Source organism: Pseudolysobacter antarcticus, assembly GCF_004168365.1.
Classification (GTDB): domain Bacteria; phylum Pseudomonadota; class Gammaproteobacteria; order Xanthomonadales; family Rhodanobacteraceae; genus Pseudolysobacter; species Pseudolysobacter antarcticus.
The window spans coordinates 2,609,725-2,632,851 of sequence record NZ_CP035704.1; the positions used below are offsets into that span (position 1 = coordinate 2,609,725).

Annotated in this window: 23 protein-coding genes and 1 pseudogene; 8 read left to right on the forward strand and 16 right to left on the reverse strand. The window is 57.3% G+C overall.

Annotated elements, in window-relative coordinates; all coding sequences use genetic code 11:
- Window positions 1-99 precede the first annotated feature (99 nt).
- Window positions 100-2,835: an FG-GAP-like repeat-containing protein gene (locus tag ELE36_RS11095; RefSeq protein WP_165371571.1), complete on the forward strand. Its 2,736-nt coding sequence runs from the start codon at window positions 100-102 to the stop codon at window positions 2,833-2,835.
- 122 nt (window positions 2,836-2,957) lie between these two features.
- Here the strand turns inward: ELE36_RS11095 and ELE36_RS11100 are convergent, their stop codons facing one another.
- The 4 genes from ELE36_RS11100 to ELE36_RS11115 all read right to left on the reverse strand — a co-directional run bounded on the left by ELE36_RS11100 (window position 2,958) and on the right by ELE36_RS11115 (window position 4,797).
- Complete coding sequence (locus tag ELE36_RS11100; protein ID WP_129833294.1) at window positions 2,958-3,224, reverse strand: DksA/TraR family C4-type zinc finger protein; 267 nt, start codon at window positions 3,222-3,224, stop codon at window positions 2,958-2,960.
- A gap of 170 nt (window positions 3,225-3,394) precedes the next feature.
- Window positions 3,395-3,808 carry a DUF1801 domain-containing protein gene (locus ELE36_RS11105; RefSeq protein ID WP_129833296.1) on the reverse strand — a complete coding sequence of 138 codons (414 nt, stop codon included), beginning with the start codon at window positions 3,806-3,808 and terminating at the stop codon, window positions 3,395-3,397.
- 99 nt (window positions 3,809-3,907) lie between these two features.
- The gene (locus tag ELE36_RS11110) at window positions 3,908-4,351 is read right to left on the reverse strand and encodes a VOC family protein (protein ID WP_242512246.1); all 444 of its coding nucleotides are present in this window, start codon (window positions 4,349-4,351) and stop codon (window positions 3,908-3,910) included.
- Window positions 4,348-4,797 (reverse strand): helix-turn-helix transcriptional regulator, encoded by a 450-nt coding sequence (locus ELE36_RS11115; RefSeq protein WP_129833298.1) that lies wholly within the window; start codon window positions 4,795-4,797, stop codon window positions 4,348-4,350. The genes ELE36_RS11110 and ELE36_RS11115 overlap by 4 nt, the downstream gene beginning before the upstream one ends.
- Window positions 4,798-4,943: 146 nt before the next feature.
- Between ELE36_RS11115 and ELE36_RS11120 the strand changes: the two genes are divergently transcribed.
- Window positions 4,944-6,896 (forward strand): M61 family metallopeptidase, encoded by a 1,953-nt coding sequence (locus tag ELE36_RS11120; protein WP_129833300.1) that lies wholly within the window; start codon window positions 4,944-4,946, stop codon window positions 6,894-6,896.
- A gap of 83 nt (window positions 6,897-6,979) precedes the next feature.
- On the opposite strand, the gene ELE36_RS11125 is transcribed toward ELE36_RS11120, so the two are convergent.
- Together ELE36_RS11125 and ELE36_RS11130 are read right to left on the reverse strand one after the other, a co-directional pair.
- The gene (locus tag ELE36_RS11125; RefSeq protein ID WP_129833302.1) at window positions 6,980-8,593 is read right to left on the reverse strand and encodes a hypothetical protein; all 1,614 of its coding nucleotides are present in this window, start codon (window positions 8,591-8,593) and stop codon (window positions 6,980-6,982) included.
- An 87-nt stretch (window positions 8,594-8,680) separates the two neighbouring features.
- Window positions 8,681-9,598, reverse strand: a complete 918-nt coding sequence (locus tag ELE36_RS11130) for an alpha/beta hydrolase (protein WP_129833304.1) — start codon at window positions 9,596-9,598, stop codon at window positions 8,681-8,683.
- Window positions 9,599-9,863: 265 nt separating this feature from the next.
- On the opposite strand from ELE36_RS11130, the gene ELE36_RS11135 reads away from it, so the two are divergent.
- The 6 genes from ELE36_RS11135 (at window position 9,864) to ELE36_RS11160 (ending at window position 15,764) form a co-directional block, all read left to right on the forward strand.
- Window positions 9,864-11,012, forward strand: a complete 1,149-nt coding sequence (locus tag ELE36_RS11135; RefSeq protein WP_129833306.1) for an SPFH domain-containing protein — start codon at window positions 9,864-9,866, stop codon at window positions 11,010-11,012.
- Between the two features lie 70 nt (window positions 11,013-11,082).
- Entirely contained in the window at window positions 11,083-11,868 is a 786-nt protein-coding gene (locus ELE36_RS11140) for an AIM24 family protein (RefSeq protein WP_242512434.1), read from the forward strand.
- 10 nt (window positions 11,869-11,878) lie between these two features.
- Window positions 11,879-12,802 (forward strand): AIM24 family protein, encoded by a 924-nt coding sequence (locus ELE36_RS11145; protein WP_129833310.1) that lies wholly within the window; start codon window positions 11,879-11,881, stop codon window positions 12,800-12,802.
- Between the two features lie 12 nt (window positions 12,803-12,814).
- Window positions 12,815-14,119, forward strand: a complete 1,305-nt coding sequence (locus ELE36_RS11150; protein WP_129833312.1) for a TFIIB-type zinc ribbon-containing protein — start codon at window positions 12,815-12,817, stop codon at window positions 14,117-14,119.
- Window positions 14,116-14,376 carry a hypothetical protein gene (locus tag ELE36_RS11155; RefSeq protein ID WP_129833314.1) on the forward strand — a complete coding sequence of 87 codons (261 nt, stop codon included), beginning with the start codon at window positions 14,116-14,118 and terminating at the stop codon, window positions 14,374-14,376. Before ELE36_RS11150 ends, ELE36_RS11155 begins: the two co-directional genes overlap by 4 nt.
- Before the next feature lie 134 nt (window positions 14,377-14,510).
- On the forward strand, window positions 14,511-15,764 hold the full coding sequence (locus tag ELE36_RS11160) for an OmpA family protein (RefSeq protein WP_129833316.1): 1,254 nt from the start codon (window positions 14,511-14,513) through the stop codon (window positions 15,762-15,764).
- A gap of 119 nt (window positions 15,765-15,883) precedes the next feature.
- Here the strand turns inward: ELE36_RS11160 and ELE36_RS11165 are convergent, their stop codons facing one another.
- From ELE36_RS11165 to ELE36_RS11210, 10 genes and pseudogenes are all read right to left on the reverse strand, one after another.
- Window positions 15,884-16,276 (reverse strand): VOC family protein, encoded by a 393-nt coding sequence (locus ELE36_RS11165; RefSeq protein WP_129833318.1) that lies wholly within the window; start codon window positions 16,274-16,276, stop codon window positions 15,884-15,886.
- A 64-nt stretch (window positions 16,277-16,340) separates the two neighbouring features.
- Entirely contained in the window at window positions 16,341-16,991 is a 651-nt protein-coding gene (gene maiA / locus ELE36_RS11170; RefSeq protein WP_129833320.1) for a maleylacetoacetate isomerase, read from the reverse strand.
- A gap of 43 nt (window positions 16,992-17,034) precedes the next feature.
- Window positions 17,035-17,364: a VOC family protein gene (locus ELE36_RS11175; protein ID WP_242512247.1), complete on the reverse strand. Its 330-nt coding sequence runs from the start codon at window positions 17,362-17,364 to the stop codon at window positions 17,035-17,037.
- A gap of 158 nt (window positions 17,365-17,522) precedes the next feature.
- Window positions 17,523-18,590: a DNA cytosine methyltransferase gene (locus ELE36_RS11180; RefSeq protein WP_129833322.1), complete on the reverse strand. Its 1,068-nt coding sequence runs from the start codon at window positions 18,588-18,590 to the stop codon at window positions 17,523-17,525.
- A gap of 33 nt (window positions 18,591-18,623) precedes the next feature.
- On the reverse strand, window positions 18,624-19,568 hold the full coding sequence (locus ELE36_RS11185; protein ID WP_129833324.1) for an O-methyltransferase: 945 nt from the start codon (window positions 19,566-19,568) through the stop codon (window positions 18,624-18,626).
- Window positions 19,568-20,920 (reverse strand): ATP-binding protein, encoded by a 1,353-nt coding sequence (locus ELE36_RS11190; RefSeq protein ID WP_207215759.1) that lies wholly within the window; start codon window positions 20,918-20,920, stop codon window positions 19,568-19,570. The genes ELE36_RS11185 and ELE36_RS11190 overlap by 1 nt, the downstream gene beginning before the upstream one ends.
- A gap of 156 nt (window positions 20,921-21,076) precedes the next feature.
- Window positions 21,077-21,346: a DUF2442 domain-containing protein gene (locus ELE36_RS11195; protein WP_129833326.1), complete on the reverse strand. Its 270-nt coding sequence runs from the start codon at window positions 21,344-21,346 to the stop codon at window positions 21,077-21,079.
- Window positions 21,339-21,605, reverse strand: a complete 267-nt coding sequence (locus ELE36_RS11200) for a DUF4160 domain-containing protein (RefSeq protein ID WP_165371573.1) — start codon at window positions 21,603-21,605, stop codon at window positions 21,339-21,341. Before ELE36_RS11200 ends, ELE36_RS11195 begins: the two co-directional genes overlap by 8 nt.
- Window positions 21,606-21,608: 3 nt before the next feature.
- A pseudogene (locus ELE36_RS11205) lies at window positions 21,609-21,959 on the reverse strand (methylmalonyl-CoA mutase family protein); the annotation flags it as partial.
- Between the two features lie 11 nt (window positions 21,960-21,970).
- On the reverse strand, window positions 21,971-22,948 hold the full coding sequence (locus ELE36_RS11210) for an RDD family protein (protein WP_129833328.1): 978 nt from the start codon (window positions 22,946-22,948) through the stop codon (window positions 21,971-21,973).
- Between the last annotated feature and the right edge of the window lie 179 nt (window positions 22,949-23,127).

Sequence of the window (23,127 nt, forward strand, 5' to 3'; positions counted from 1 at the left end):
AAGTCAACAGAGCAGCGAGATTTATTGTGTGGGTATAGATCGCCCTCGACTGCAACGCCAACTCAGTCAGCAGCATCGCAATTACCAGTGGAGAAATTCATGCGCAACATTTTCAGCACCCTCGATTTTTCTCAACAGCACCTACCGAGCTCTCATCGATTGCTCGCACTGGCACTGGGTCTTTGCGTGAGTTTTTCAGCAAGCGCCGATACCACGACGCTGACCTTCGCCAATACAACGCGTGGCAGTAGTATCACGCCCGTTGCGATGCCGTTCCCGATCGCGCGCAGCGGCGACCTGAGTTACCAGACGATTCTGAATTACCACACGATCGACGGCACGGCCCACGCCGGCACGGATTTCACCGCTGGCAGCGGCGTGCTCGCGCTGCCAGCTAGCGCCGCCAACGGTGCGCTTCCGATCACGCTCAGCGCCAACATCGGCAACGGCTCCGATCTCTCGTTCCAGTTGCAGGTGGATGGCGCCACCGGCATCGGGCTGGCCGTCACTGCGGCCGCCCAGACGGCGTTCACTACCGGCAACAATCCCGCTTCGGTCATTGTCGCCGACATCAATGGTGATGGCTTGGCCGACCTGATCGTCGCCAACTCGGGCAGCAACAGCGTCTCGGTATTGCTCAACACCACAGCGCCCGGCGCGACGACGCCGACCTTCTCCGCCCAGCACGCGTTTGCGACGGGATCCAGCCCCGATGCCGTCGCCGTCGCTGATATCAACGGCGATGGCAAACCCGATCTGATCGTGGCGAACAATGCCAGCAACAATCTCTCGGTGCTGCTGAATACCACCGCAAACGGTGCGACCATACCGACCTTTTCCGCGCAGCAAACCTTCTCTGCGGGGACGGGGCCTTCATCAGTCACGGTTGCCGATATCAACGGCGACGGCAAGCCCGATCTGATCGTCGCGAACTATGGCGATGGCACGGTCTCGGTATTGCGCAATACCACAGCAACGTCGGCGACGACATCGAGTTTTGCCGCGCAGCAAACCTTCGTTACCGGCTTGTCTGCGCAAGCGGTCAGTGCCGCTGATGTGAATGGCGACGGCCGCGCCGACCTGATTGTCGCGAACTACAGCGACAACACGGTCTCGGTGCTGCTCAATACCACCACGCCGGGCGCCGCCAGCACGCCGAGTTTCGCCGCGCAGCATACGTTCGCCACCGGTTCGCATCCGTATTCGGTCACCACGACTGATGTAAACGGCGATGGCAAGCTCGATCTGGTTATTGCAAATTTCAGCAGCCAGAACATCTCGGTATTGCTCAACACAACGACTCCCGGCGCGACCACGCCGAGCTTCGCTGCCGGACAGACCTTCGCCACGGGATCGAATCCTGATTTCGTCAGCGCTGCCGATGTCAACGGCGACGGCAAACCCGATCTGCTAGTGGCGAATTTGCTGGGCAATACACTTTCGGTATTGCTCAATACCACCGTACCTGGCGCGACCGCGCCGAGCTTTGCCACGCAGCAGTCGTTCGCCACAGGAACGAGTCCGCAATCGATCGCAATCGTAGACATCAACGGCGACGGCAAACCCGATTTCATCACGGCCAATTACAACAGCAGCTCCGTCTCCGTGATACTCAATACTGCCACGCTCGGCACTGCCACGGCCGGCTTCGCTACACAGCAGACGTTCCCCACCGGATCGCAGACGGTTTTTGTTACCAGCGCCGATTTCAACGGCGATGGCAAGACCGACCTGCTCGAAGTGAACTACGGCGTAAACACGGTCTCGGTGCTGCTCAATAATACGGCGGCCGGTGCCAGCATACCGAGCTTCGCCGCGCGACAGAGCGTCACCAGCGGCTCCTCTCCATACGCCGCTGCCGCCGCCGATCTCAACGGCGATGGCAAGCCCGACCTGATCATCGCGAACTACGGCGACAATGATGTATCGGTACTGTTCAATACCACCGCGACCGGCGCCACGACGCTGACTTTTGCCTCGCCGCAAACTTTCGCCACGGGCAATTTCACGCAATCCATCGCCATCGCCGATCTGAATGGCGACGGCAAACCGGATTTGATTGTGCAGAGCGCGACCGATGGCAACATCTCGGTGCTGCTCAATACGACAGCCACCGGCGCGGCCACGCCGACCTTCGCCGTGCGACAGAATTTCGCAGTCGGCTCGATCGCCTTTTTTGTCGCCGCCGCGGACGTCAACGGCGACGGCAAACCCGATCTGATCGTGGCAAACGACGGCAGCAACAATGTGTCGGTATTGCTCAATACTAGCAGCGCTGGAATCTTGAGCTTTGCCGCACAGCAGACTTTTGGCGTGGGCGGAAATCCGAAATCAGTGGCGATCACCGACCTCAACGGCGACGGCAAGCCCGATATCATCGTGGCCAACAATAGCGACAACAGCCTCTCGCTGCTGCGCAATACCAGCACGCCCGGCACGTTGAGTTTTGCCGCTGCGCAAACGTTCGCGGCGGCGACCAATTCCGGGGCGCTGTTCGTTAGTGTCACCAGCGCCGACGTGAACGGCGATGGCAAACCCGACCTGATCCTGACCGACTACATCGGCAAGAAAGTCTTGCGATTGCTCAACACCACTGCGCCCGGTGCCACCACCTTGAGCTTTGCCGCGGCGCAGTCGTTCGTCGTCGGCACAAGCCCGGCTTGGGTTACCGCTGCCGATGTGAATGGCGACGGCAAACCCGACCTGATCGTGGCGAACCGCGGCGACAGCACGCTATCGGTGCTGCTGAATACGCAGTATCAAGTAGCGATTGCCGGCAGCCCGACGACCGGTACGATCGTGCACGACTACATTTTCGCGAACGGATTTGAATAAGGATGCAGTGAGACGGTATTGCGGCGGAAGTGGCTACGCGTGTTGCGTAGCCCGCTCCCGCTGACCTCGGTTGAGAACACGTGATGCCAAGAGTCAGGTCAGCGCTAAGCGACCACCGCTGATCAGCGCAGTTGGCTGTCCTTGCTGCCGCGGCGGTTGTAGCCACTGTGCGCGGCCTGTTGTTTGTCGTGTTCTTCCTGGCACGGCACACACAGCCGCACTCCCGGCACGGCCTTGCGCCGCGCCTCGGGGATTTTTTTCTCACACTCCTCGCAGTGTTTCAGACTCGGGCCTCGCGGTGCCTGACTGCGCGCGCGCTTGATCGCATCCGCAATCGTCGCGTCGATCTGATCCTGCACCGCGCCGTCGCCGGCCCAACCGGTTGCCATGGGTTTCTCCTGCTGCCTTGATGATTCCAGAGATGAAGATGGGGGCAGCCGGTCGATCGCTCAAGCCAATGAACTGTCACGCTGGCATATCAAAACTGGAGGATGTTCGTCGGTTTGATGCAGCGATCCGCGCAACGCGCGCGATCAGCCAGCGAGGGAGTTTTCCCGTGCTATTTTTTTGCCTTGGATGCGTTCATTGCCGCGGCGGCGCGGATGAGCGCCTGCAAAGCTTTTTCATTGATCTTGTCAGTCTCGTGGATATCGATTGCACGTCGGGTGTTGCCGTCGAGGCTGGAATTAAACAGGCCAGACGGATCGTCCAGTGCAGCGCCCTTGGCGAACGTAAGCTTCACGTAATTCTTGTACGTTTCGCCGGTACAGATGATGCCGGCGTGTGACCACACCGGAACACCGCGCCATTTCCATTCCTCGATCACTGCGGGTTCGGCCTGCTTGATGAGCGCGCGGACTCGCGCAAGTGTCTCGCCGCGCCAGTCGCTGAGCTCCTTGATCCGCGCATCGATCAGCCGTGAGGCATCATCGTCGGCGTTGGTTTCTTTTGCGTCTAGCTTCGCGCTTTTCATGTGCTTGCTCCGTTCTGGATGATTGCCGCCACGTGCCTGAAAATACCTTCGCCGCCCGGCTTGATCGCATCGCGCATTGCAATGCGATCAACGGACGACTCAGCGTTGCTGTTGCACGCGCAAGAGGTTGCCCGCGGGATCTCGCACAGCGCAGTCACGAACGCCGTAGGGTTGATCGGTCGGTTCCTCGACGATTTCGGCACCGCTGGCCTGGATGCGCTCGAACGCCGCGTCGAGATCCTTGGTCGCCAGCAACATGATGGCGTAAGTGCCCTTGGCCATCATTTCGGCAATCGTACGACGTTCGTCGTCGGTGATGCCGGGGCTTGCCACCGGCGGATACAGCACGATCGAGGTGCCGGGCTGGCCGGGTGGACCGACCGTGATCCAGCGCAACCCGTTGTAGCCGACATCCTTGCGAACCTCGAAGCCGAGGGCGTCGCGATAGAACGCCAGCGAGGCGTCCGGATCGGTTTGCGGAAGAAAACTCGCGTGTATGTTGATATCCATGTTGGTCGTGCTCGATGTGGGTGGAGTCGTCATGCTAGATCAGGCTCGGTGGCCGGCGCTTCTCGATTCCTGATCGGTCGTGTCACCTGCCGCGCCACGCACGACGGCATGCCCGCCGTTGCTTGTGCCGCATCACTGCGATACACACTCGGCGGCACGCCGACCAACTCGGTGAAGCGCGTGCTGAACGTGCCGAGCGACGCGCAGCCCACCTCGAAACAGACTTCGGTCACGCTGAGATCGCCACGACGCAGCAGCGCCATCGCGCGCTCAATGCGCCGGGTCATCAAATACGCATAAGGCGACTCGCCGAAAGCGAGCTTGAACTGACGGCTGAGATGTCCCGCTGACATGAACACGCCACGCGCAAGTGCCTCGACATTCAGCGGCTGCGCGTACTGCCGATCGATCCGGTCGCGCACACGGCGCAAGCGTGCGAGGTCGCGCAGATGGAGTGCTTCGGAGGGTTTGCTGGTCACCGCGTGATCGTGCCATGTCGTTGCGAGGCGCTCAAGCGCGCAAACGGAAACCGGCGCATGCCCATCGATTTTCGTAACTTCGCTTGTCGCACGTATCGCTGGCGATGCTACATTTGCAACCCTCTTGTCCATCCGTGGAGTCCGTCATGTCCTTCGTTTCTTTTGCCGCGTTGCCGGCTGGTTCGCACTGCGCTCGTGCGGGTCTTGCGCTGGCCGTATCGATGGCGCTTGTCGCCGGTGTCGCGACCGCGCAGGAGATCGGCCGCGATCAGGTGCCGCCACCGCAAGATAGACCGTATCCCGGCACGATCGCGATCCATGTCGATGCCAGCGACACGGTGCAGGGGATTTTTCGCGTGCACGAGACGATTCCGGTCACGGCTGGTGCGATGACATTGTTGTATCCGCAATGGATTCCCGGCGATCACTCGCCGAGCGGCCCGATCGCAATGCTCGCCGGCATCAAGCTCAGCGCCAACGGCAAACCGCTGCCGTGGCAGCGCGACAAATACAACGTCTACGCGTTTCATCTCGACGTACCTGCCGGCGTGTCTTCGATCGATGCAGACTTCCAGTATCTGTCCAGCCGCGACGACGGCTTCGAGATCACCGATCGCATGATGGACATGGCATGGAGCGCGATGGCGTTGTATCCCGCCGGTTATTTTTCGCGCGGCATCACCTTCGCGCCGAGTGTGACGCTGGCGCACGGCTGGCAGCTCGGCACCGCGCTGGAAACGGCATCGCAAGTCGGCGACACCGTTACGTTCAAACCGGTGACCCTCAATAATCTGGTCGATTCACCGATCTACGCCGGGCAAAATTTCAAGCGTATCGATCTCACACCGCCCGGTGAAGCGCAGGTACATCTCGATATCGTCGCCGACGCGCCGAAGTATCTCGAAATCACGCCCGAACAGTTGAAGGCGCATCGCGCGCTGGCAACGCAGGCCGTGAAACTGTTCGGCTCGCATCACTACGATCACTACGATTTCCTGTTCTCGCTGTCGGATGTGCTGGGCGGCAACGGCACCGAGCACCACCAGTCCAGCGAGAACGGTATGGAGGCCGACTACTTCACCGCGTGGAGCGACAACGCGCCCGGCCGCGACCTGCTCGCCCACGAGTACACACATTCGTGGAACGGCAAGTTCCGCCGCCCGGCCGATTTGTGGACGCCCAATTTCAACGTGCCGATGGGCGATTCGCTGTTGTGGGTTTACGAGGGCCAGACCCAATACTGGGGTTATGCGCTGACCGCACGCGCGGGCCTGTGGACGCCGCAGCAGTTCCGCGATGCACTGGCGATGACCGCGGCAAACTACGAGCGCAACCGCCCCGGTTTCCGGTGGCGCACGCTCGAAGACACTACCAACGATGCCACCGCCGCGCGTCGCCGTGGACTGCCGTATCGCAGTTGGCAGATGAGCGAAGAGTATTACAGCGGCGGCCAGATGATGTGGCTCGAAGTGGACGCCAAGCTGCGGGCCATCACTCACGATCACAAATCGCTGGACGATTTTGCGCGTGCATTTTTCGGTATCGACAACGGCAGTTATGTGACCAAAACCTACACCTTCGACGACGTGGTGGCGGCATTGAACGGCGTGGCTCCGTTTGATTGGGCAAGCTTTCTGCACGCCCGTGTCGCGACGCTGAATCCACCGCTTGGCGACGGCATCGCGGCGTCGGGCTGGAAGCTCGTCTACACCGATCAGCAAAGCGCCTTTGAAAAGCAGTACGACAGCCGGCATGAGCCGTCGCGCCATCTGTACAACTTCGCGTGGTCGATCGGGCTGACCTTGAACGACAAGGCTCAGGTCAACGATGTGCGCTGGAACGGGCCGGCGTTCAAGGCCGGCATCAGCCCCGGCGCGACTCTAGTCGCAGTCAACGGCCAGAACTTTACGACCGATGCACTCAAGGAAGCGATCACTGCAGCGAAAGGCAGTAATACGCCAATCCAGTTGCTGTTCAAATATCAGGGCAGCTTTCGCACGATCGCGCTGGATTATCACGACGGCTTGCAGTATCCGCATCTGGTGCGCATCGAGGGCACGCCGGATTACCTGAGCGAGATTATTGCGCCGCGAAAGTGATGCGAAAACAAACCTGAGTCAGAGCGCCTTTTCGGTTTCGCGCACAGCAAAAAGTGCGCCCTGACTCTGTTTTGGCGGCTCGGTCAGGGAGGCGCGCTTTGCGCAGTACAAATGCCATCGGGCTTCGGTGGAACGGCACAAATAAGTTTCAAGGTCGCGTTGATGTCAGTCGCCGCGCCGCTGCGCGACGGCCCGTAGCCGGATATCGACACACGCAAGAAATCAGTCCGCTGCCCGAGGCGTTGCAGCGCGGCGCGGGCTTCCGCTTCGTTCGGCGCTACGGCCTTGAGTTCGAACGCATCGTCAGTGCGGCGCAAGTCACGTACGGTCACGGTCGGGCCGAGCATTACGTTGATCGCATCGCTAATTTGCACGTAGCTATAACGGTCCGGTGACATCGGATGGCCGGCGGGACACGTACTCAGCTGACCGGGCGCATCGCACGCGAAACTGAGTTGTGTGGAGAACGCGTGGCCACCGTCGCGTGGTATCGATCCGCCGCCGCTGACGTAGGTGAATTCACCCGAGTTGGTGAGCAGACGCACGACGTCATGCGCCATTGCGGCGTCGGGAGCAATGCCTTCAAGACGGCCGCCCTGCTTCCACAACGCGATGTTGGTAATGCGGATCGATGGGGGCAGATATCGCGCGACAACTTGGGCCACGCGCTCGCGTGAGTCGATCGGAAGTGCCGCCGCGGCGACTTTTGCCGATGGCAGCGCCGGGTCGGACGGCGGCAGTTGCGGCGCTGGCCCCGCGTGCGCAATGACGTCATCACGCAGCACGCGCGTCGCGATGCGCGTGACTTCCCTCAATGGATACGGATCGACCCGGCCCACTGGCACATCCAGCCGGTTGATCGGGCCATCAACCTCGATGCCATAATTTTCGGCAATCGCTCCAGGTGCGCGCGCTGGCTGGTAATAAACCGCCTTGGTATCGGCATCGATGCGGATCGCCCAATGCGTTCCTGTCGTCGTGGTCGATACACCGATGTTATGAGCATGGAAATCCTGCAGGAACATGGTGCTGCCACCGCTTGAGCTGCCAGCCTGCAGGAAGTCGATCTGACCGTTGCCACCGATATGCGCCGCCGCGTTGACATCGATCGACAGCAGTCCGATATCCACCTGCTCCAGCCACATCTGCATGCGATAGCTCGGGTTGACCTTGATCCGCAGTGCGGGCTGGCGCACGCGATCTACCAGCACGGAAAGGTCATCACCACCCAGCAGCAGATCGTGCGCCGTGGCGAGTTGCACGGTGAAGCACACTGCGCCGCCAATACTCGGCGCACTCGTTGCCGACGTGATCGAGACGCCGCACGAACCGAGACCCGGACATGCATGTACGCGATCGATCGCCAGCACCACATCGCGCGGAGCCGGCTGCTCGTTCGGGTCGGCATCGAGCACGCGTGAACGCTCGACCACGATAACGCCGCGCGACCCCGGAAATACGCGATTCTCAGTACCGGAAACGATGCGTATGACGCAGTCCGGCGCTGTGATCTGCAAATGCCGCAGATTGCCCAGTTGCCCCGCTTCCGGCGCCCAGGGCCGATCCGCCGACTGCCGCACTCTTGCCGCCTGACTCACGTACGACTCGGCCGAGGATGGCAACGTCGCACTCGTGCCGCACAGCGGCTGCGCGAGCAGCGCAATAATCACGAACAACTTGTTTCGATGACGCGACACAAGCATTCGAACGGAGGGTATGAGGGCTGGCATCGATCAGGTTCCTGCGAACAGATAAGGGGCGGTTTATCACACTCGTTTTCCTGCCTATTTCGGCAAGCTCGCCAGCCAGTGCAGTACCGCCTTGGACAGCTCGATGCGCTGGTCGGAAAACGCGTGGTCGGTAGCCAAGTGCACGGTAGTGACTTGGTGGTCGCCGGCCTGGCGCAGCGCGGTCGCGAACGTGGCGTTGTCTTCGGCGAGGCCGTCGTCCGAAGTGATGATCAACGCGTTGCGGTTTTTCAGTGCATCGACCTTGCCCATGAACGGCCAGCTCGCGACGTGATCAGCGAGCTCATTGGCCAGCCCGGTGGGTGTGCAATCCGCGAGCGGCGCCATGCCTTCTTCGGCCAAACCGGCGGCTATCGCCGTGATGGCGTCAGGGCGTTTTTGCTTGGCGAGAATGCCTTGCACGCGCCCGGACATATCGGCGGCGGAAATAGTGGCGAAGGCCTTGATCGCAGGGTCCGCCGCGGCAGCCTCGACGGTCATGAAACCGCCCATGCTGTGGCCCATCAGCACAATGCGATTCGGATCCAGTCGCAGCGATTTGGCAACGTCCGGCTGGCGCAGATACACCAACGCGGCAGCCACATCCTCAATGCCGTGAGCAAACGAGAAATCGCCCGGCGTGCCCCATGCACCGCGGTAGTTGAAGTACAGCACATCCCAGCCAGCGCGACGCATGTCTTGCGCCAAATCGAGGTTGCGCTCGTTGCCCGGAAATCCGTGCAGCAGAATCACGGCCGGATGCGGGCCGGGGCCAGCGGCGATGTAGACCAGCGCATTCAGCAGTGCGCCGTGGCTGGGGATCTGCATAGTCTGCATCGCGGCGCGATCGACGGCCGTGGCCGGTACAGCCTGCTTGCTGTTGACACCGTTCACTGGCGGCAATCGAGCATCGACGGGGCCAGCCGTCATCGACAAACATGCGGCCAAGGTAAAGACGATTGCGCAAGGCTTCATGACTTTCCCTCGGCGGAGTTGGGTGGAACCGTAGTGTCCCTGACTTCGGCGCGTCTTGCTACATCGCTGCCGCAGCAATTCCGTCGGAGCAATTGCTGATCTTTCAGCAGTCGCAGCAAATGCATCGTCAGCAACCGAAGCTGATCTCGCGTCCGACAAATAATTTCAACCACCGCAATTTGAGGCTCACGCCAGCCGTCCGGGAATGTATAGTTCGCCACTTATGGTGGGCGCGGTGCCCAGCCACGAATCGCGGAGAGATGTCATGGGTCTTATTCAAGCAGTGGTGGGTTCGGTCGGTGGTGTGCTCGCCGACCAGTGGAAGGACTTCTACACCGTTCCGTCCGGTTTGCCGGCGACGGCGGCGCTGTTCGCTGCGGTGCCACAGGGCACTAATGCCGGGCGCGGTGCAAATACCAAAGGCTCATCCAACATCATCACCAACGGTTCGAAGATCGTTGTTCCCGAAGGTTACGGTTTGCTGCTGTTTCAGGATGGCAAGATCACCGGCTTCGCTGCCGAGGCTGGCGGTTACGAATGGCATTCGGACGACCTCAACTCGAAGTCGATTTTCTCGGGCGATGGTCTCGTCGATTCGCTGATCAAGCAGAGCTGGGAGCGTTTCAAATTCGGCGGCCAGCCGGGTTCGCAGCAAGCGGCTTTTTTCGTCTCGCTGAAAGAACTGCCGGACAATCGCTTCGGTACGCAATCCGAAATCTACTGGGACGACGCCTTCCTCAACACCCAGGTCGGTGCGGTGACGCGCGGCTCGTACACGATGAAAATCGTCGACCCGATTTTGTTCGTGAAAAACTTCGTGCCAGCCACGTATTTGCAGCCCGGTCAGGTGTTCGATTTCACCGACATCGACAATGCCGCGGCCAGTCAACTTTTCAATGAAGTGGTGGGTTCGCTCGCGCCGGCCTTCAGCCTGTACACGAACGATCCGAGCAAGGGCCGTATCACCAAGCTGCAGCAGGATTCGCTGGGTTTTGCGAAGAGCCTGTCCGATGCGGTGGAGAATGCGTATCAGTGGAAATCCGATCGCGGCCTGGCCATCGTCAAGACCGCCATCGTCTCCATCGAATACGACGCGAACACGCGCGAACTGCTCAAGACCGTGCAGCGCGCCGATGCGCTGTCGGGTGCGCGCGGCAATTCCAATTTGCAGGCCAGCGTTGCCGCAGGCATCCAGGCCGCCGGTGAAAACGGCGGTGCGGCGGGCGTCATGGGCATTGGTATGGCGTCGGGCATGATGGGCGGCATGGGCGGCTTGCAGCAACCCGTTGCACCGGCTGCACCGGCTGCCGACGACCCGATCGCCAAACTCAAGAAGGCCAAGGACATGCTCGATATGGGCTTGATCACGCAGGCCGATTACGACACGGTCAAAGCCAAAGCGCTCGGCTTGTAATCCGCGAGGAATTTCTCGTCACGAATCGCCCAATGCGCTGTTCAGCCACAGGAAGGGGAATGCCGTGGAAATGATTGTCTGCTCGTGGTGCCGCATGAACAACGCGGCCGATGCCTTGCAATGCGCGTCCTGCGCCGCCCCGCTGGACGTGAAGGACAAGGTTTCCGATTCGGGCTGGCGCGAAGCGCCTCGCTTGCGCGACATGGAAGAGTTCAAGTTCGGCAATTCGACGCTGCAAATCGAAGGCAAGTACGTACCGGTTGCGGACATCGCGCTGCAACAAGGTGATGCGGTTTATTTCGAACAGCACACCCTATTGTGGAAGGAACCGGGTGTGCCGTTGGAGCAGTACAAGTTGCCAAGCAGTCGGCGCGCGCATGGCATGCCGTATTCGGTGTTGAACGCGAAGGGGCCTGGGCGGATTGCGTTCTCGCGTGATGCGCCCGGCGAACTGGTGGTGATGCCCATTCACCCGGGCATGGAACTCGACGTGCGCGAACACGCCTTCCTGCTGGCCTCGCACTCGGTGACGTACTCGTTCGTGCGCATCAAGGGCATGGTGAACCTGTTGCACGGCGGCAACGGCATGTACCTCGATCGCTTCATCACCCAGGCACAGCCCGGCATGCTGATGCTGCATGGCAATGGCGACGTGCTGCAACGCACGCTCGCCGCGGGCGAGACGATACTGGTCGAAGCTGGCAAGTTTCTCTACAAGGATTCCACCGTCAAACTCGACACCGTGGCGGTGCCGGGCGTGAAAACCGGCCTGTTCTCGAAGCTGTACGTGGCGCAGCTCACCGGCCCTGGCCGTGTCGGCATCCAGTCGATGTACCACCATCATCTTTCCGAGTGAGGCGACCGCGATGAGCACGCAGACTTCGCCTGGCTCGGTTGACGCTTACCGTTGCCCCTACTGCCGCATGACCGCGCCGCTGACCGACCGCGCGACGTGCCGTACCTGCGGCTCGCCCGCGAAGGTGCATGCGTTGGTTTCCGATTCGGGCTGGGAAGAACTGCCCGGTGCCGCGGACATGGCGCAAATCCAGTTCGGTCGTTCGCATGTGCAAATCACCGGGACGTTCGTGCCGGTCGCGGACTTCAATCTGCATCCTGGCGACCGCATCTGGTTTTCACACCACAAGCTGACTTTCGCCGAATCGAGCGTCAAGCTGGCAAACTACAAGGACGGCAAGTCGTTCTTGACGCGCCTGCTCGCAAAGATGGAAAACTTCCAGTTGCAGGCTACCGGGCCGGGGCATGTGGCCTTGTCGGACAACCACCTTGGCGAAATCGTGTCGCTGCCGCTCGACAAGGGCAAGAGCATGTGGGTGCGCAGCCACACGTTTCTCGCGGCGACCGACTCGGTGACGTATTCGCCGACGGCAAACAACCTGTTTTTAAGCGTGCGCAATGGCAATGAGACCGAGACCGAGTACCCGATCGGACGATACGCCGATGTCTTCTACGCGCCGAACGAACAAGGCTTGCTACTGCTGCATTCGCCAGGCAACACAATGTTTCGCGACTTGAAACCGCACGAAACTGTGTACGTGAAGCCCGATGCGTTGCTGTATCGCGACCTGACCGTTTCGACGTTTCTCACCGCCGAATACCCGCATGCGCAGTTCTCGATCTTTGACGGCATATTCGGCAACAACTACGCTAACCGCAACCTGTGGCTGAAGCTTAACGGCCCGGGACGCGTTGCTATCTCATCGAAGTACGAAAAAGAATTCAATCCGCCACATCCGATCATCGACGGCACCGTCGAATTCCTCCGCTGGTAGTCGCAGAACTTTATGCCAAACACATCGCCACCGATTCCACCACCCACTGGGCCGGGTTCACCGCAAGATGTACCGCCGCCCGCCGGCAGTTTTCCGATCGACCCGTCCACCCTGCCCCCGCCGATTCGTGACGAATTGCAGGCGCCCGATCCGGTCGCCATCAACACGTCCGCCGCCGAGCTCAAGGACGGCCTCAACCGCTGCCCGAAATGCGGCTCGACCGAGATAAAACAGAAGCCCGGCACCGACCTGCTGATCTGTCTGTATTGCCGCAACGAATGGCATGGCGAGGGCGTCGAGGAAGCATTTGGACTTGGCGAAGGCATCGACCAACTCACCGGCACGGTGATGGCGTCCGGTGCGCGCGACATCGCCGCCGATGCGGCCAGCATGATGACGTTCAAGTGTCCCGGCTGCGGTGCTGAAGTGACAGTCAATACCGCCAACGCGATGACGGCGCGATGTCATTGGTGTCGCCACGTTTTCGGCGTCAACGAACAAGTGCCCAACGGCGCCGTGCCCGATGCGGTGTTGCCGTTCCACATCAAGAAGGACGATGCCGTCGCGCGCATTCGCCAGTTCGTGGACAAGCGACAATTGTTCGCGCTGAAGGAATTCAAGGAACAGTTCACGCCCGAGAACGTCGTCGCGGTCTATCTGCCGTATATGATCGTCGATGGCAACGTCAGCGCCGATGTCGCGGGCCACGCCGAGATCGAAACGCGCCGCTACGAATCGGGCAGCGGCGACGACAAGAAGACCTACTACGACGCCGATGTATACCAGGTGGATCGGCACGTGGACTTCACCGTGGATGATTTGCCGCTGGAATCTTCCGCCGAACGCGGCAATCTGGATACGCGCACCAACACCAACAACATCATCAATACGATCCTGCCGTTCGACACCAAAAACGCGGTGAAGTGGAATGCGTCCTACTTGGCCGGCATCAGCTCGGAAAAGCGCGACCTGGACGTGGAAAAACTGCGTCCGCATCTCGAAGACGAGTTGCTGTCGATCGCGCGCGCCCAAGTCCAAAAATCGGTGGGCCGTTATGATCGCGGCGTGCGCTGGGAGCAGGAACACCTCAGCGTACACGGCACACGCTGGGTGGCCATGTACCTGCCGGTATGGCTGTATTCGTACCACCAGCCCGGGCCGAACGGCGGCATGCTGCACTACATTGCCGTGAACGGTCGCACCGGCAAAACCATGGGCAGCGTGCCGGTGCAGCACTGGAAACTGCTCGCAGCCGCGCTCACCGTCGGCACGTTTCTCGAAGTCATCTCACTCTTTTTCCTGAGGCACTCGTCATGAGTCACGATGGTGGAATGTGGTTGCTCGCAATCGGCCCTGCCGGCGCCGCCGGGCTGTATTGGGGCTTGTACCGGTACTATCGCAACACTGACAAATCGCATGACTTCGAACACGAGACAGCGGTCGAGGCCAAACCGATTACCGGATCGGAGAAGAAAGTTGGCGAGGTGAAGGGAACGCAAGAAACGCGCATCGACGGCGATAATGTGGCCGCGTACCGCAAGCGCGTGCAGCGGATTCAAGACAACACCAGTTAAGCGATCTGGTGAGCCAGGCCAGAGCGACTACCGTCGAGACAGTTCGATCCACGAACGTGTTCAAACGGTAGTTACTCTGGCCTTTTTATTGCCGATGAAATTGCATTCCCATCCAACGACCGTTGCCTGTGACCATGACAAAAATGAAATCTATCGCCGCCATGATGTTCGGCATCTGCCTGATGTTGATCAGCCCCGCTTACGCTCAGAAAAATGCAAAGCCCGCAGCGCCGACGCTGCCTGCGTATTTCACGCTGCCGGCGAGTTTCGGCATTGCCAGTGGCGGTAGTGGCATCACCTTCGAGGATTTTGGCGAGTCCGAGTTTTATCAGCCCGGTAGCGATGATGCGATCGTCAAACAGGGCAAGCATTGGTATGCGCCGCTGGAACTGAAAAACCCGCCGAGCGGCATCGAAGGCAAAGCCATCTGGGCGCAACTGAAACCGGCGCTGCTCGCTAGCGGCTGGACGATCCCGATCGAATACGACTCCAATCCGTTTTCGGCGATGATGCGTTATCAAAAAGATGGTCGGGATGTCTGGGGCTACATCAAGGTTTTTGGCAGTGACGACATGCGGCTGAATATCGTCGAGATCGCTCAGGCGGCGAGCTTGCTGACGATCAATCCGCCCGCCGCCGCGCCGGAAAAATTCGCCGCTGAGAAAGGTGACTTTCCGTATTTGCCGCCGCTGACCGGATCAACCTTCAAAAGCGGCGCGCATGATCCCGGCACAATGGAAGTTGCCCTGCCCGGTTCGGATGAAGTACAGGTGGTTGGCAGCGGTTTTATCGTCAAGTATTACGCCAATCTGCCGACGGTTTCGACGGTTGCTTTTATCAACGCGTATCACGATGCGCTCATCAAAGCCGGCTGGACCATCCTCTCGCAGAATCACGGCTCGGACGCCACGCTAACCGCGCATTACGCCGCGCACGGCCGCGATCTCTGGGCCTATCTGCACATGGGCGGTGAAGAATATTCGATCAAGGTCGCCGATGTGGGTAGCAACGATGACCTCGCCCGCCAATTGACCAAGGATTGCCACGCGGCGCTCTACGGCGTGCTATTTGATTTCAACAAAGCCACCCTGAAAGCGGAATCGGACGGCGCGCTGCAACGTGTGCTGGCCTTGCTGCAACAAGACGCAACCCTCAAGCTCGAAGTGCAAGGGCATACCGACAATGTCGGCGGCGACGACTACAACCGGAAATTATCCGACGCGCGCGCCAGCGCCGTTCTGGCCTGGCTCGTGCAACACGGTATCGCCGCCAATCGCCTTTCATTCAAAGGCTACGGCAAGACGGTGCCTGTGGCGAGCAATGACACGGATGCAGGCCGCGCGCGAAATCGTCGTGTCGAAATTGCCAAGCCAGGATGCGCGAAATAGCGATCAGGTTTTATCAGATCATCGCAGCGCGTAAGCGTGCTTTTGATACGCGGAAACCTAACCGGAGCGTGGCTACATGCTCCGGCTCGGTTTCCGATTGTCAGGCTGACATTCTTTGTTTAGCCGGGACGATGCAGGGCGCAGAGCTTGTTGCCGTCGGGATCACGCACATAGGCCAGGTGCAGCGCGCCCATCGGGCTTTCACGCAAACCGGGGGGCGCTTCGATCGACGTGCCGCCGTTCGCTACGGCGACATCATGAAACTTTTGTACTTGTTCGAGTGAGTCGCACTTGAAGCCGATCGTGCCACCGTTGGCACAGGTGGCCGTATCGTTATTGATCGGCTGACTCACGCAAAATGTGCCAGCGTCGTGGCGATAGAAAAGCCGCGTGTGGCCGGTCTTTGCGTCGTTGCGCAGCGGCGCGCCTACGCCGAGTACGGCGAGCACCGCATCGTAGAAATGCTTTGAGCGCTCGATATCGTTGGACCCGACCATGATGTGACTGAACATGTGTTTGCTCCTGGTTGACCGGCGCGCTGCCGGGTTTGGTTTCGTGGAATAGTGGTGTCGTATTTCAGACTCGCGATTCTACAGGCGCGCCCAATTGCAAGCGCGGGTGCGCGGCGGCGAACGCAGGTATCGCAAACAGGCTTTCGCCTACCGCGGCGATTTTTGGAAACTCCGCAAGATCCACACCAAAACGCGCGACGCCAATCAAATGGCTTGCCAGCGCGAGGTCGGCGATGCTCAGCGCCTCGCCGTGGCAGCGCGTGGCGCCCGGTGCCAGTTGCGCTTCGTACGCGACAAGGCCCTCGCGAAACCAGTGTGCAGCCCAGGCACGCCCGGCGGCGTCATTCGATCCGAATTGTTTCACGAGTTGCGCCTGCACGCGTGGCACCACCAGCGGATGTGTGTCCGCAGCCGTCAGCAGAAACAGCGAACGCACAATGGCGCGCCCTTCCGCGTCGGGCGGCAGCAGCGGCGGCGTTGGGTAGGTATCTTCCAGCCATTCCAAAATGGCCAAGCTTTGTGTGAGTGGCTGGCGCGTGCCGCCTTCCAACGCCGGAACCGCCCCGGCCGGATTGAGCTTGCGGAACTCAGGCGAGTTCTGCTCGCCCTTGCTTAGATCATGGGCGCGCTCTTCAAATACGACGCCCTTCAAATCAAGGGCAATGCGAACGCGGTAAGTGGCCAGAGACAGCCAGAAGGAATGAAGGATCAACATGGGTTACTTGTATTCCGGTTTTTTGCGTATTGACCGACTTTGTTTAGACGGGACGATGCAGGGCGCAGAGTTTGTTGCCGTCGGGGTCACGCACATAGGCCAGGTGCAGCGCGCCCATCGGGCTTTCGCGCAAACCGGGCGGCGCTTCGATCAAGGTGCCGCCGTGCGCTACGGCGACGTCATGAAACTTTTGTACTTGTTGGAGTGAATCGCACTTGAAACCGATCGTGCCGCCGTTGGCACAGGTGGCCGTATCGTTGTTGATCGGCTGACTGACGCAGAACGTGCCAGCGTCGTGGCGATAGAAAAGCCGCGTGTGGCCGGTCTTTGCATCGTTGCGCAGCGGCGCACCTACGCCGAGTACAGCGAGCACCGCATCATAGAAATGCTTTCAGCGCTCGATATCGTTGGACCCGACCATGATGTGACTGAACATGTGTTTGCTCCTTAGTGTACGGCGCCGTGCCGGATTTCGATAAACGCTGAGGGCTGTCTTCTATCCCTGCCCTCCGATGACATCGTAACTATTAGCTAGATAACGTGCCCCGCAGCTTCAAATTTCCTTCGAAGTGCGACAAATAAAGCCTGGGATTGAACTGGCGATACGCTGTTACCAATCATTCGAAAGCTGTGCCAAATCGTAGGATGAAATCTGAACAAATCGGGGAAACCTTGCAATCTTGCGGCTTCTCGCACGGTAATAACGCGTGGCTCTTCTGGATGGAGGGGTCTAACCGACTGAAATGACCCCCTATCGGACCCTGTCCCAGCCCGTAAAGTAGGACACTGGCCTTCCCAACGAAGTCTTACATGCCTGCCAATCGTATCGGTTCCGCCAGGAATAACTTCCGAGAATCTTTTTATTACATGCTCGGCGTGGACTGTCTTCCGGTTGCCGCTAAAAATCCCTTCTCTATTTCTTAGGTTTGATGCGTAAGGGCCAAATTTAATACGATCTTTAATTCGCCAAATATCAAATCCTTCATCATCTCCAACAAACTTCGCACCAGCAAGATCAGATATCGCTGAGTGAACGTTTTGTGCTGGCATCCTAAGTTCATCAATATCTTGCGTCGAAATAGCATCACTAAATTCAGAAGCGATGCCGATGACAAAAAGTCGACGGCGTCGCGTAGCAGCGCCAAAATCCGACGCATCCATGATCAATGGACCAAGAATATTATAATCTTTCGCGACAATCCCAATCGCACTATCTAACTCAAATTTGGCATCTTCGTAACTCAATCCAACAACGTTTTCCATTATAAAGAATGGTGGCATTATTTCAGAAACCAGCCTAAAAAAATGGAAAAGCAACTTTCTTCTTGGATCATCAAACTCTCTACGTCCTATAGAGCTAAAGCCTTGACATGGAGGTCCACCAAAAATTCCACCTACCTCACTGCCAATCATCTTCTTGATCTCCGCTCCTGATAGCTTCGCTATATCAGTCAAGACTAGCTTCGAGCTCGGAAAATTATAATTGTAAGAAGAAGTCAATATTGGATCCAAGTCAAAGGCAAGTGGCACAGAAAATCCGGCCCGATGCGCACCAAGAGAAAAACCCCCGCACCCACTGAATAAATCGACTAATTTCATTTTATTAAATTTTATTTCTATGCCGAACGAAAACTAAGAAACAACCTGTGCAAAAGAAGGATAAAATCGATAAAATTTCTGAAAAGCTTCAATCTGATCATCATCTAAATCAAATCCAAGCTGTTGCACTATATTTCTATCTAGGGGCACGTGCGAAGGCAACTCTGCCTGAAGTGCTGTGGACTCTTTCGTTGTTAGATGAGGTGCGACGATAGTTCCGCTGACCATTCCCGACCATTCATCAGCCTTAATCGTAGTTTTAACTACATCAACATTCTCACGCCTAGGAAGCACTCCACCAACTGTAACCATTGGCGTCTGATCACGGTAAGCCATACGAAACGAGGGCACAAATCCACCAGGACGCGCAACTTGTGCAGCTGCCGATTTCATAAAATCAAGAACTAAACTTGCCATTAAATCAGGCAGAACAGCATCTTGAAAATCATCTATAACCTTGGTATCTGGAACCACGTCTCCAAGCAAAATTTTTATTCTTTTATGCCTATGTTTTGGCTTCCCATAGTTACCACCAATACATTTAAAGGTAACAAGAAACACACTATCAGCCGGAAGCATCTCAATTGCTAAGCGAATGTCTTCTACAGAAGATTCGCTCAACGCTTTATCGTAATCCAGCCACATCATCCACGGGCGATCCCGATATTCTGCATCTCCATACATTGTTGGCAAAATTTCATACGAGTAGCCCTTTTTTATTTTAACGGTTCTAAAAGGGCAGTTAAACAATGCTCTAACATAACCTACCGGGTCAACTTCAATTGAAACCATTTCTTGAACACTTAAACTTCTGTGTGCGAGATGAAAATCAGTGAACCAAATGGAACCGAAGCCGACATATAACAAATTTTTATAATCTAACTTTCCTTGCAGAGTTCGAACCCCGTCAAACGCCAAAGCTCGCTGGATACTTTTGCTAGGGCGCAAGCTATAATTTACCAAGTTGAAAGATGCCATCACTCATCCCCAACTAATTCAGAATAAGCGTCCTCAAAAGAGCGAACGCCAACATCTTTGTATGAAAAATTAATATTTCCGTAAGCTTGGGCTAACAGACGAACGCGATCGCGGGAAACGGTGTAACTTATATTCGCCATTGGAATAACTGGCCTAGCAATGAGTGACGGCAGCGATACAGATTCCCTTCGCGTGACTTCTCGTATTGATATAGGTTGCGTATGAGCCTCTAAGCGCCGCGCCTCAGGCAGAGCTTGCTTTCGTTCATTTGTATATGCTATCCACGCCTTCGAAGCCTCTCTCATAGCCGGCTTCGCCTTCCTATACACACCCGAAGATGAGTCCACTGACCTCTTTGTGGTGGTAAGAGGCAACAACTTCGCTGCCTGAGCTGTGAACATCACAAGTCCGATAAAACCTGAATACTGTGGATGCCACTGAGGCCAGCCATCCGTCCCCCAGCCAGTAATGCTCGTTTTATCGGCTGCGACCACGATCCGACCGTTACAAACGACGTACCAGCCGTTACGATCCTCTCGTCTATCGTCAACATCAGGTTCTGAACTTTCGGGAGGTGCCGCCGCCATACCAGCGAGCATCTCGACTCTTACGCTACCACCGTCAACTATTTCTACATAATCCTGACGCATCGGTGCGAAAGCATCACCCAATAACATACGTATCTGCCAACCAACAACAGGTTCGTTATTAATTGAAACTACTAGACCGCGAGCCAAATGTAACGCGTAATCACGACTTATTGTACGCCTTAAATTTTGTATGAAAGCCGGACTTGAGAATGAAGAGCTCGTATCTTCATTTAATTTATTTACAACAATACGTACGCCAGGTTCCGTCAAATTATCAGCTGACTCGAGATCGAAATCCCAATTACGATCTTCCTTGGCGAGCCAATTATTTACATCGATTGGAACCTTAAATGATTTTTTTCCATTATCTTTATATGTACTAGTTATTTGTATTTCGGAACCCATTTTGAATATTGCACGCTTCATACCGATGCCATAGACACCAATACTATAGTCTTCTTCTCCGACCTCATCTTTTCTTCCGAACGTAAAAGCGTATTCGGATGCTTCATCCAGAGTAATTCCGCCACAATTGTCCCTAATCTCAAATTGATCTTCAGATAGCGAAATTCTTATACAGTAATTTGAAAGGTCGGAATTGTCATCTAAACTCATTGGCGCTCCGCCAAGGAGCTGCCAGGCACCATCGACACTGTTGTCGATCAAATCTAAAATGCAATCCTCAAGCGTGATGTCGCGAGTAATCATTCTCACAAAAAACGCTTTAGTTGGATTCGCATCAGCTTTAGCAATAATAGGCACTCCATTCCCCTTGTAAAAGATAAAACCTAGATATTTCCGCGGCACTCACCGCCGACTCAGTAAAACACAAGACCCATCTGCACCAAAAATGTGTGTAGCGTGTTTAGCAACAACTTCATCTTTCCCTCGCAAATTGTGCGAAATTGTCGGACCGCATCAGACTGCCGCTTCGTTGCGATGCAACCCGCCAGCATCCTGCAGGCGCTGGTGTAAAGAACCCGCACTCAGATCAAAACCGTTGGGCCAAGCCAATGCCCCAGCTTCGATGAAATAGCGCGCAAAGAATGCGGGATCACCGAGCGGCGTGGTCATTTCCGTTTTAGCGACGATAAAGGGTGCGAAATCGTATACGCCCCACGCACCATCGGAGAAGCGCAACAGCAATTGCGTGCCTGCTTTCGGCTCGATGGCGATCAGCTTAATCATTGTCTGCTCCGGCGATACGGCTAAGCGGCTTAAGTGCCTGCGCGTTCGCCCAATTCTGCTCCAACTCCTGGCGATGGTCGAGATACCATTGCCGCACCAATGCCAGTGCCCGCTTTGGCAGTTGACCCTGTACGATAGCGCCATCCTCGATAGCGATCAGCGCCTCGTGACCCTGGTATTCGATGTGCACATGCGGCGGGGCGTGGTCGGCAAAATACATGCGCACGTAGATACCGAAAAAGCTGGAGATGATCGGCATGGCTTACATATTCCTGCGATATTCCCCACCCACCTCATACAACGCATGGCTAATCTGCCCGAGCGAGTTGTACTTCACGGCTTCCATCAACTGCTCGAACACATTCTTGCGCTCGCGCGCCGTGGTCTGCAGCGTGCGCAAACTTTCCGGCGCTAGCGAGTTGCGCGATTCGCCATAAGTTTTGACGTTAACGATCTGCGCGCCCTTCTCTTCTTCGGTGGAGCGGATCAGTTCGATCTCGGTGACGATATCGCCGCCGTGATCTTTCGGCAAAAACGTATTGACGCCGACCAGCGGCAGGCTGCCATCGTGTTTCTTGTGTTCGTAGTACATCGATTCTTCCAGAATATTGCCGCACAGTGCCATCACTGGACTCCATCTCGCTCGGTATCAGTCGGTTTACGCAGATCATCTGGCTTGAATGAATATCCATGCTTCCTCCACCCCGAAGCAATACCTATGTCGTAGCCATACGCCAGAAGCACGACGACCGCATCCTCCTTGGCGATATCCGGGTCGGCTTGCGCCATTTGCTGCGCCATGCGTTTTGCCATGGCCTCGTCTTCGGTCATAGAGGCATCCAGACGCAGCACTGACTGAAGGTAATGCTTGGTAGTGCCATTCATGGTTACCCACCCGCGCACGACTTGCGCCGTCTTTACGTGAGGCTGACTAGACAGCATTTGTTGCAACGGCAGCAGGCCGGCAAAAGTCTCGGTTTGTGCGAACCGACTTACCACTATCGGCGCGATCAACGCGATTGCAGCGAGCAGCGCCACCACAGCGAGATGCCCGCGCCACATGATGGGAAACGTCACCGATTGCGCAACGCGATCGAAGCGCTCCACGTAGGAGCCAACTGCCAGATCGTGCAGTGACTGCCGCGTGCGACGATTGAATATGTAGAGGTAGACGATGGCGAACATGCCACCGAATACGACGAAGGCGAACAAATAACCCAGCGGCGCCGCCATCGCCTGCGCAGGATCAATCGGCAGGCCATTGGCAAAGAATGGAATACCTAGCACGGTGTAGCGCAGTAGTGAGCGCGGCAATGACAGCAACTGATCGTGCGCGTCGACAACACGCACACCAAGCCAGCGTTTGCCAAGCGTTTGTCCGCCACCAATGCGGCTATTGCAGATACCGAAGTAGGCCAGTGCTATCGCAAAACCGATCAGCCGCGCATAGGCACCCATGCCCGCGAACGCATCGAAAAACAGCACGCCCAAGATCGTGCCGACGATACCGAGCAAAATCCCATCGACCACGAAAGCGCCAGTACGACGCCAGAAGCCAGCAATCCCCCGAACTGGCCAGCCTTCCCCATCCACCGTGTCCATTTACTTCCTCCTGAAGGCAGGACATCTTGCCGCAAGAATCATCCGAAGGCGAGACGCGTTGCGGCAAATTAGCAGATTCAATCGCCCAGCAAAAAGCCGCCCGCGGGCGGCCTTTTAAGCGTTGACGCCGACAAGCGCCAAACTGCCATCATGCTTTTTGTATTTTTAGTACATCGATT

Excerpts from the sequence above, each read along its gene's own strand:
- ELE36_RS11095 (WP_165371571.1), top strand. The coding sequence starts at position 100 with ATGCGCAACATTTTCAGCACCCTCGATTTTTCTCAACAGCACCTACCG.
- ELE36_RS11100 (WP_129833294.1), bottom strand. The coding sequence starts at position 3,224 with ATGGCAACCGGTTGGGCCGGCGACGGCGCGGTGCAGGATCAGATCGAC.
- ELE36_RS11105 (WP_129833296.1), bottom strand. The coding sequence starts at position 3,808 with ATGAAAAGCGCGAAGCTAGACGCAAAAGAAACCAACGCCGACGATGAT.
- ELE36_RS11110 (WP_242512246.1), bottom strand. The coding sequence starts at position 4,351 with ATGACGACTCCACCCACATCGAGCACGACCAACATGGATATCAACATA.
- ELE36_RS11120 (WP_129833300.1), top strand. The coding sequence starts at position 4,944 with ATGTCCTTCGTTTCTTTTGCCGCGTTGCCGGCTGGTTCGCACTGCGCT.
- ELE36_RS11130 (WP_129833304.1), bottom strand. The coding sequence starts at position 9,598 with ATGAAGCCTTGCGCAATCGTCTTTACCTTGGCCGCATGTTTGTCGATG.
- ELE36_RS11135 (WP_129833306.1), top strand. The coding sequence starts at position 9,864 with ATGGGTCTTATTCAAGCAGTGGTGGGTTCGGTCGGTGGTGTGCTCGCC.
- ELE36_RS11140 (WP_242512434.1), top strand. The coding sequence starts at position 11,083 with ATGATTGTCTGCTCGTGGTGCCGCATGAACAACGCGGCCGATGCCTTG.
- ELE36_RS11145 (WP_129833310.1), top strand. The coding sequence starts at position 11,879 with ATGAGCACGCAGACTTCGCCTGGCTCGGTTGACGCTTACCGTTGCCCC.
- ELE36_RS11150 (WP_129833312.1), top strand. The coding sequence starts at position 12,815 with ATGCCAAACACATCGCCACCGATTCCACCACCCACTGGGCCGGGTTCA.
- ELE36_RS11155 (WP_129833314.1), top strand. The coding sequence starts at position 14,116 with ATGAGTCACGATGGTGGAATGTGGTTGCTCGCAATCGGCCCTGCCGGC.
- ELE36_RS11160 (WP_129833316.1), top strand. The coding sequence starts at position 14,511 with ATGACAAAAATGAAATCTATCGCCGCCATGATGTTCGGCATCTGCCTG.
- ELE36_RS11165 (WP_129833318.1), bottom strand. The coding sequence starts at position 16,276 with ATGTTCAGTCACATCATGGTCGGGTCCAACGATATCGAGCGCTCAAAG.
- maiA (WP_129833320.1), bottom strand. The coding sequence starts at position 16,991 with ATGTTGATCCTTCATTCCTTCTGGCTGTCTCTGGCCACTTACCGCGTT.
- ELE36_RS11180 (WP_129833322.1), bottom strand. The coding sequence starts at position 18,590 with ATGAAATTAGTCGATTTATTCAGTGGGTGCGGGGGTTTTTCTCTTGGT.
- ELE36_RS11185 (WP_129833324.1), bottom strand. The coding sequence starts at position 19,568 with ATGGCATCTTTCAACTTGGTAAATTATAGCTTGCGCCCTAGCAAAAGT.
- ELE36_RS11195 (WP_129833326.1), bottom strand. The coding sequence starts at position 21,346 with ATGATTAAGCTGATCGCCATCGAGCCGAAAGCAGGCACGCAATTGCTG.
- ELE36_RS11200 (WP_165371573.1), bottom strand. The coding sequence starts at position 21,605 with ATGCCGATCATCTCCAGCTTTTTCGGTATCTACGTGCGCATGTATTTT.
- ELE36_RS11210 (WP_129833328.1), bottom strand. The coding sequence starts at position 22,948 with ATGGACACGGTGGATGGGGAAGGCTGGCCAGTTCGGGGGATTGCTGGC.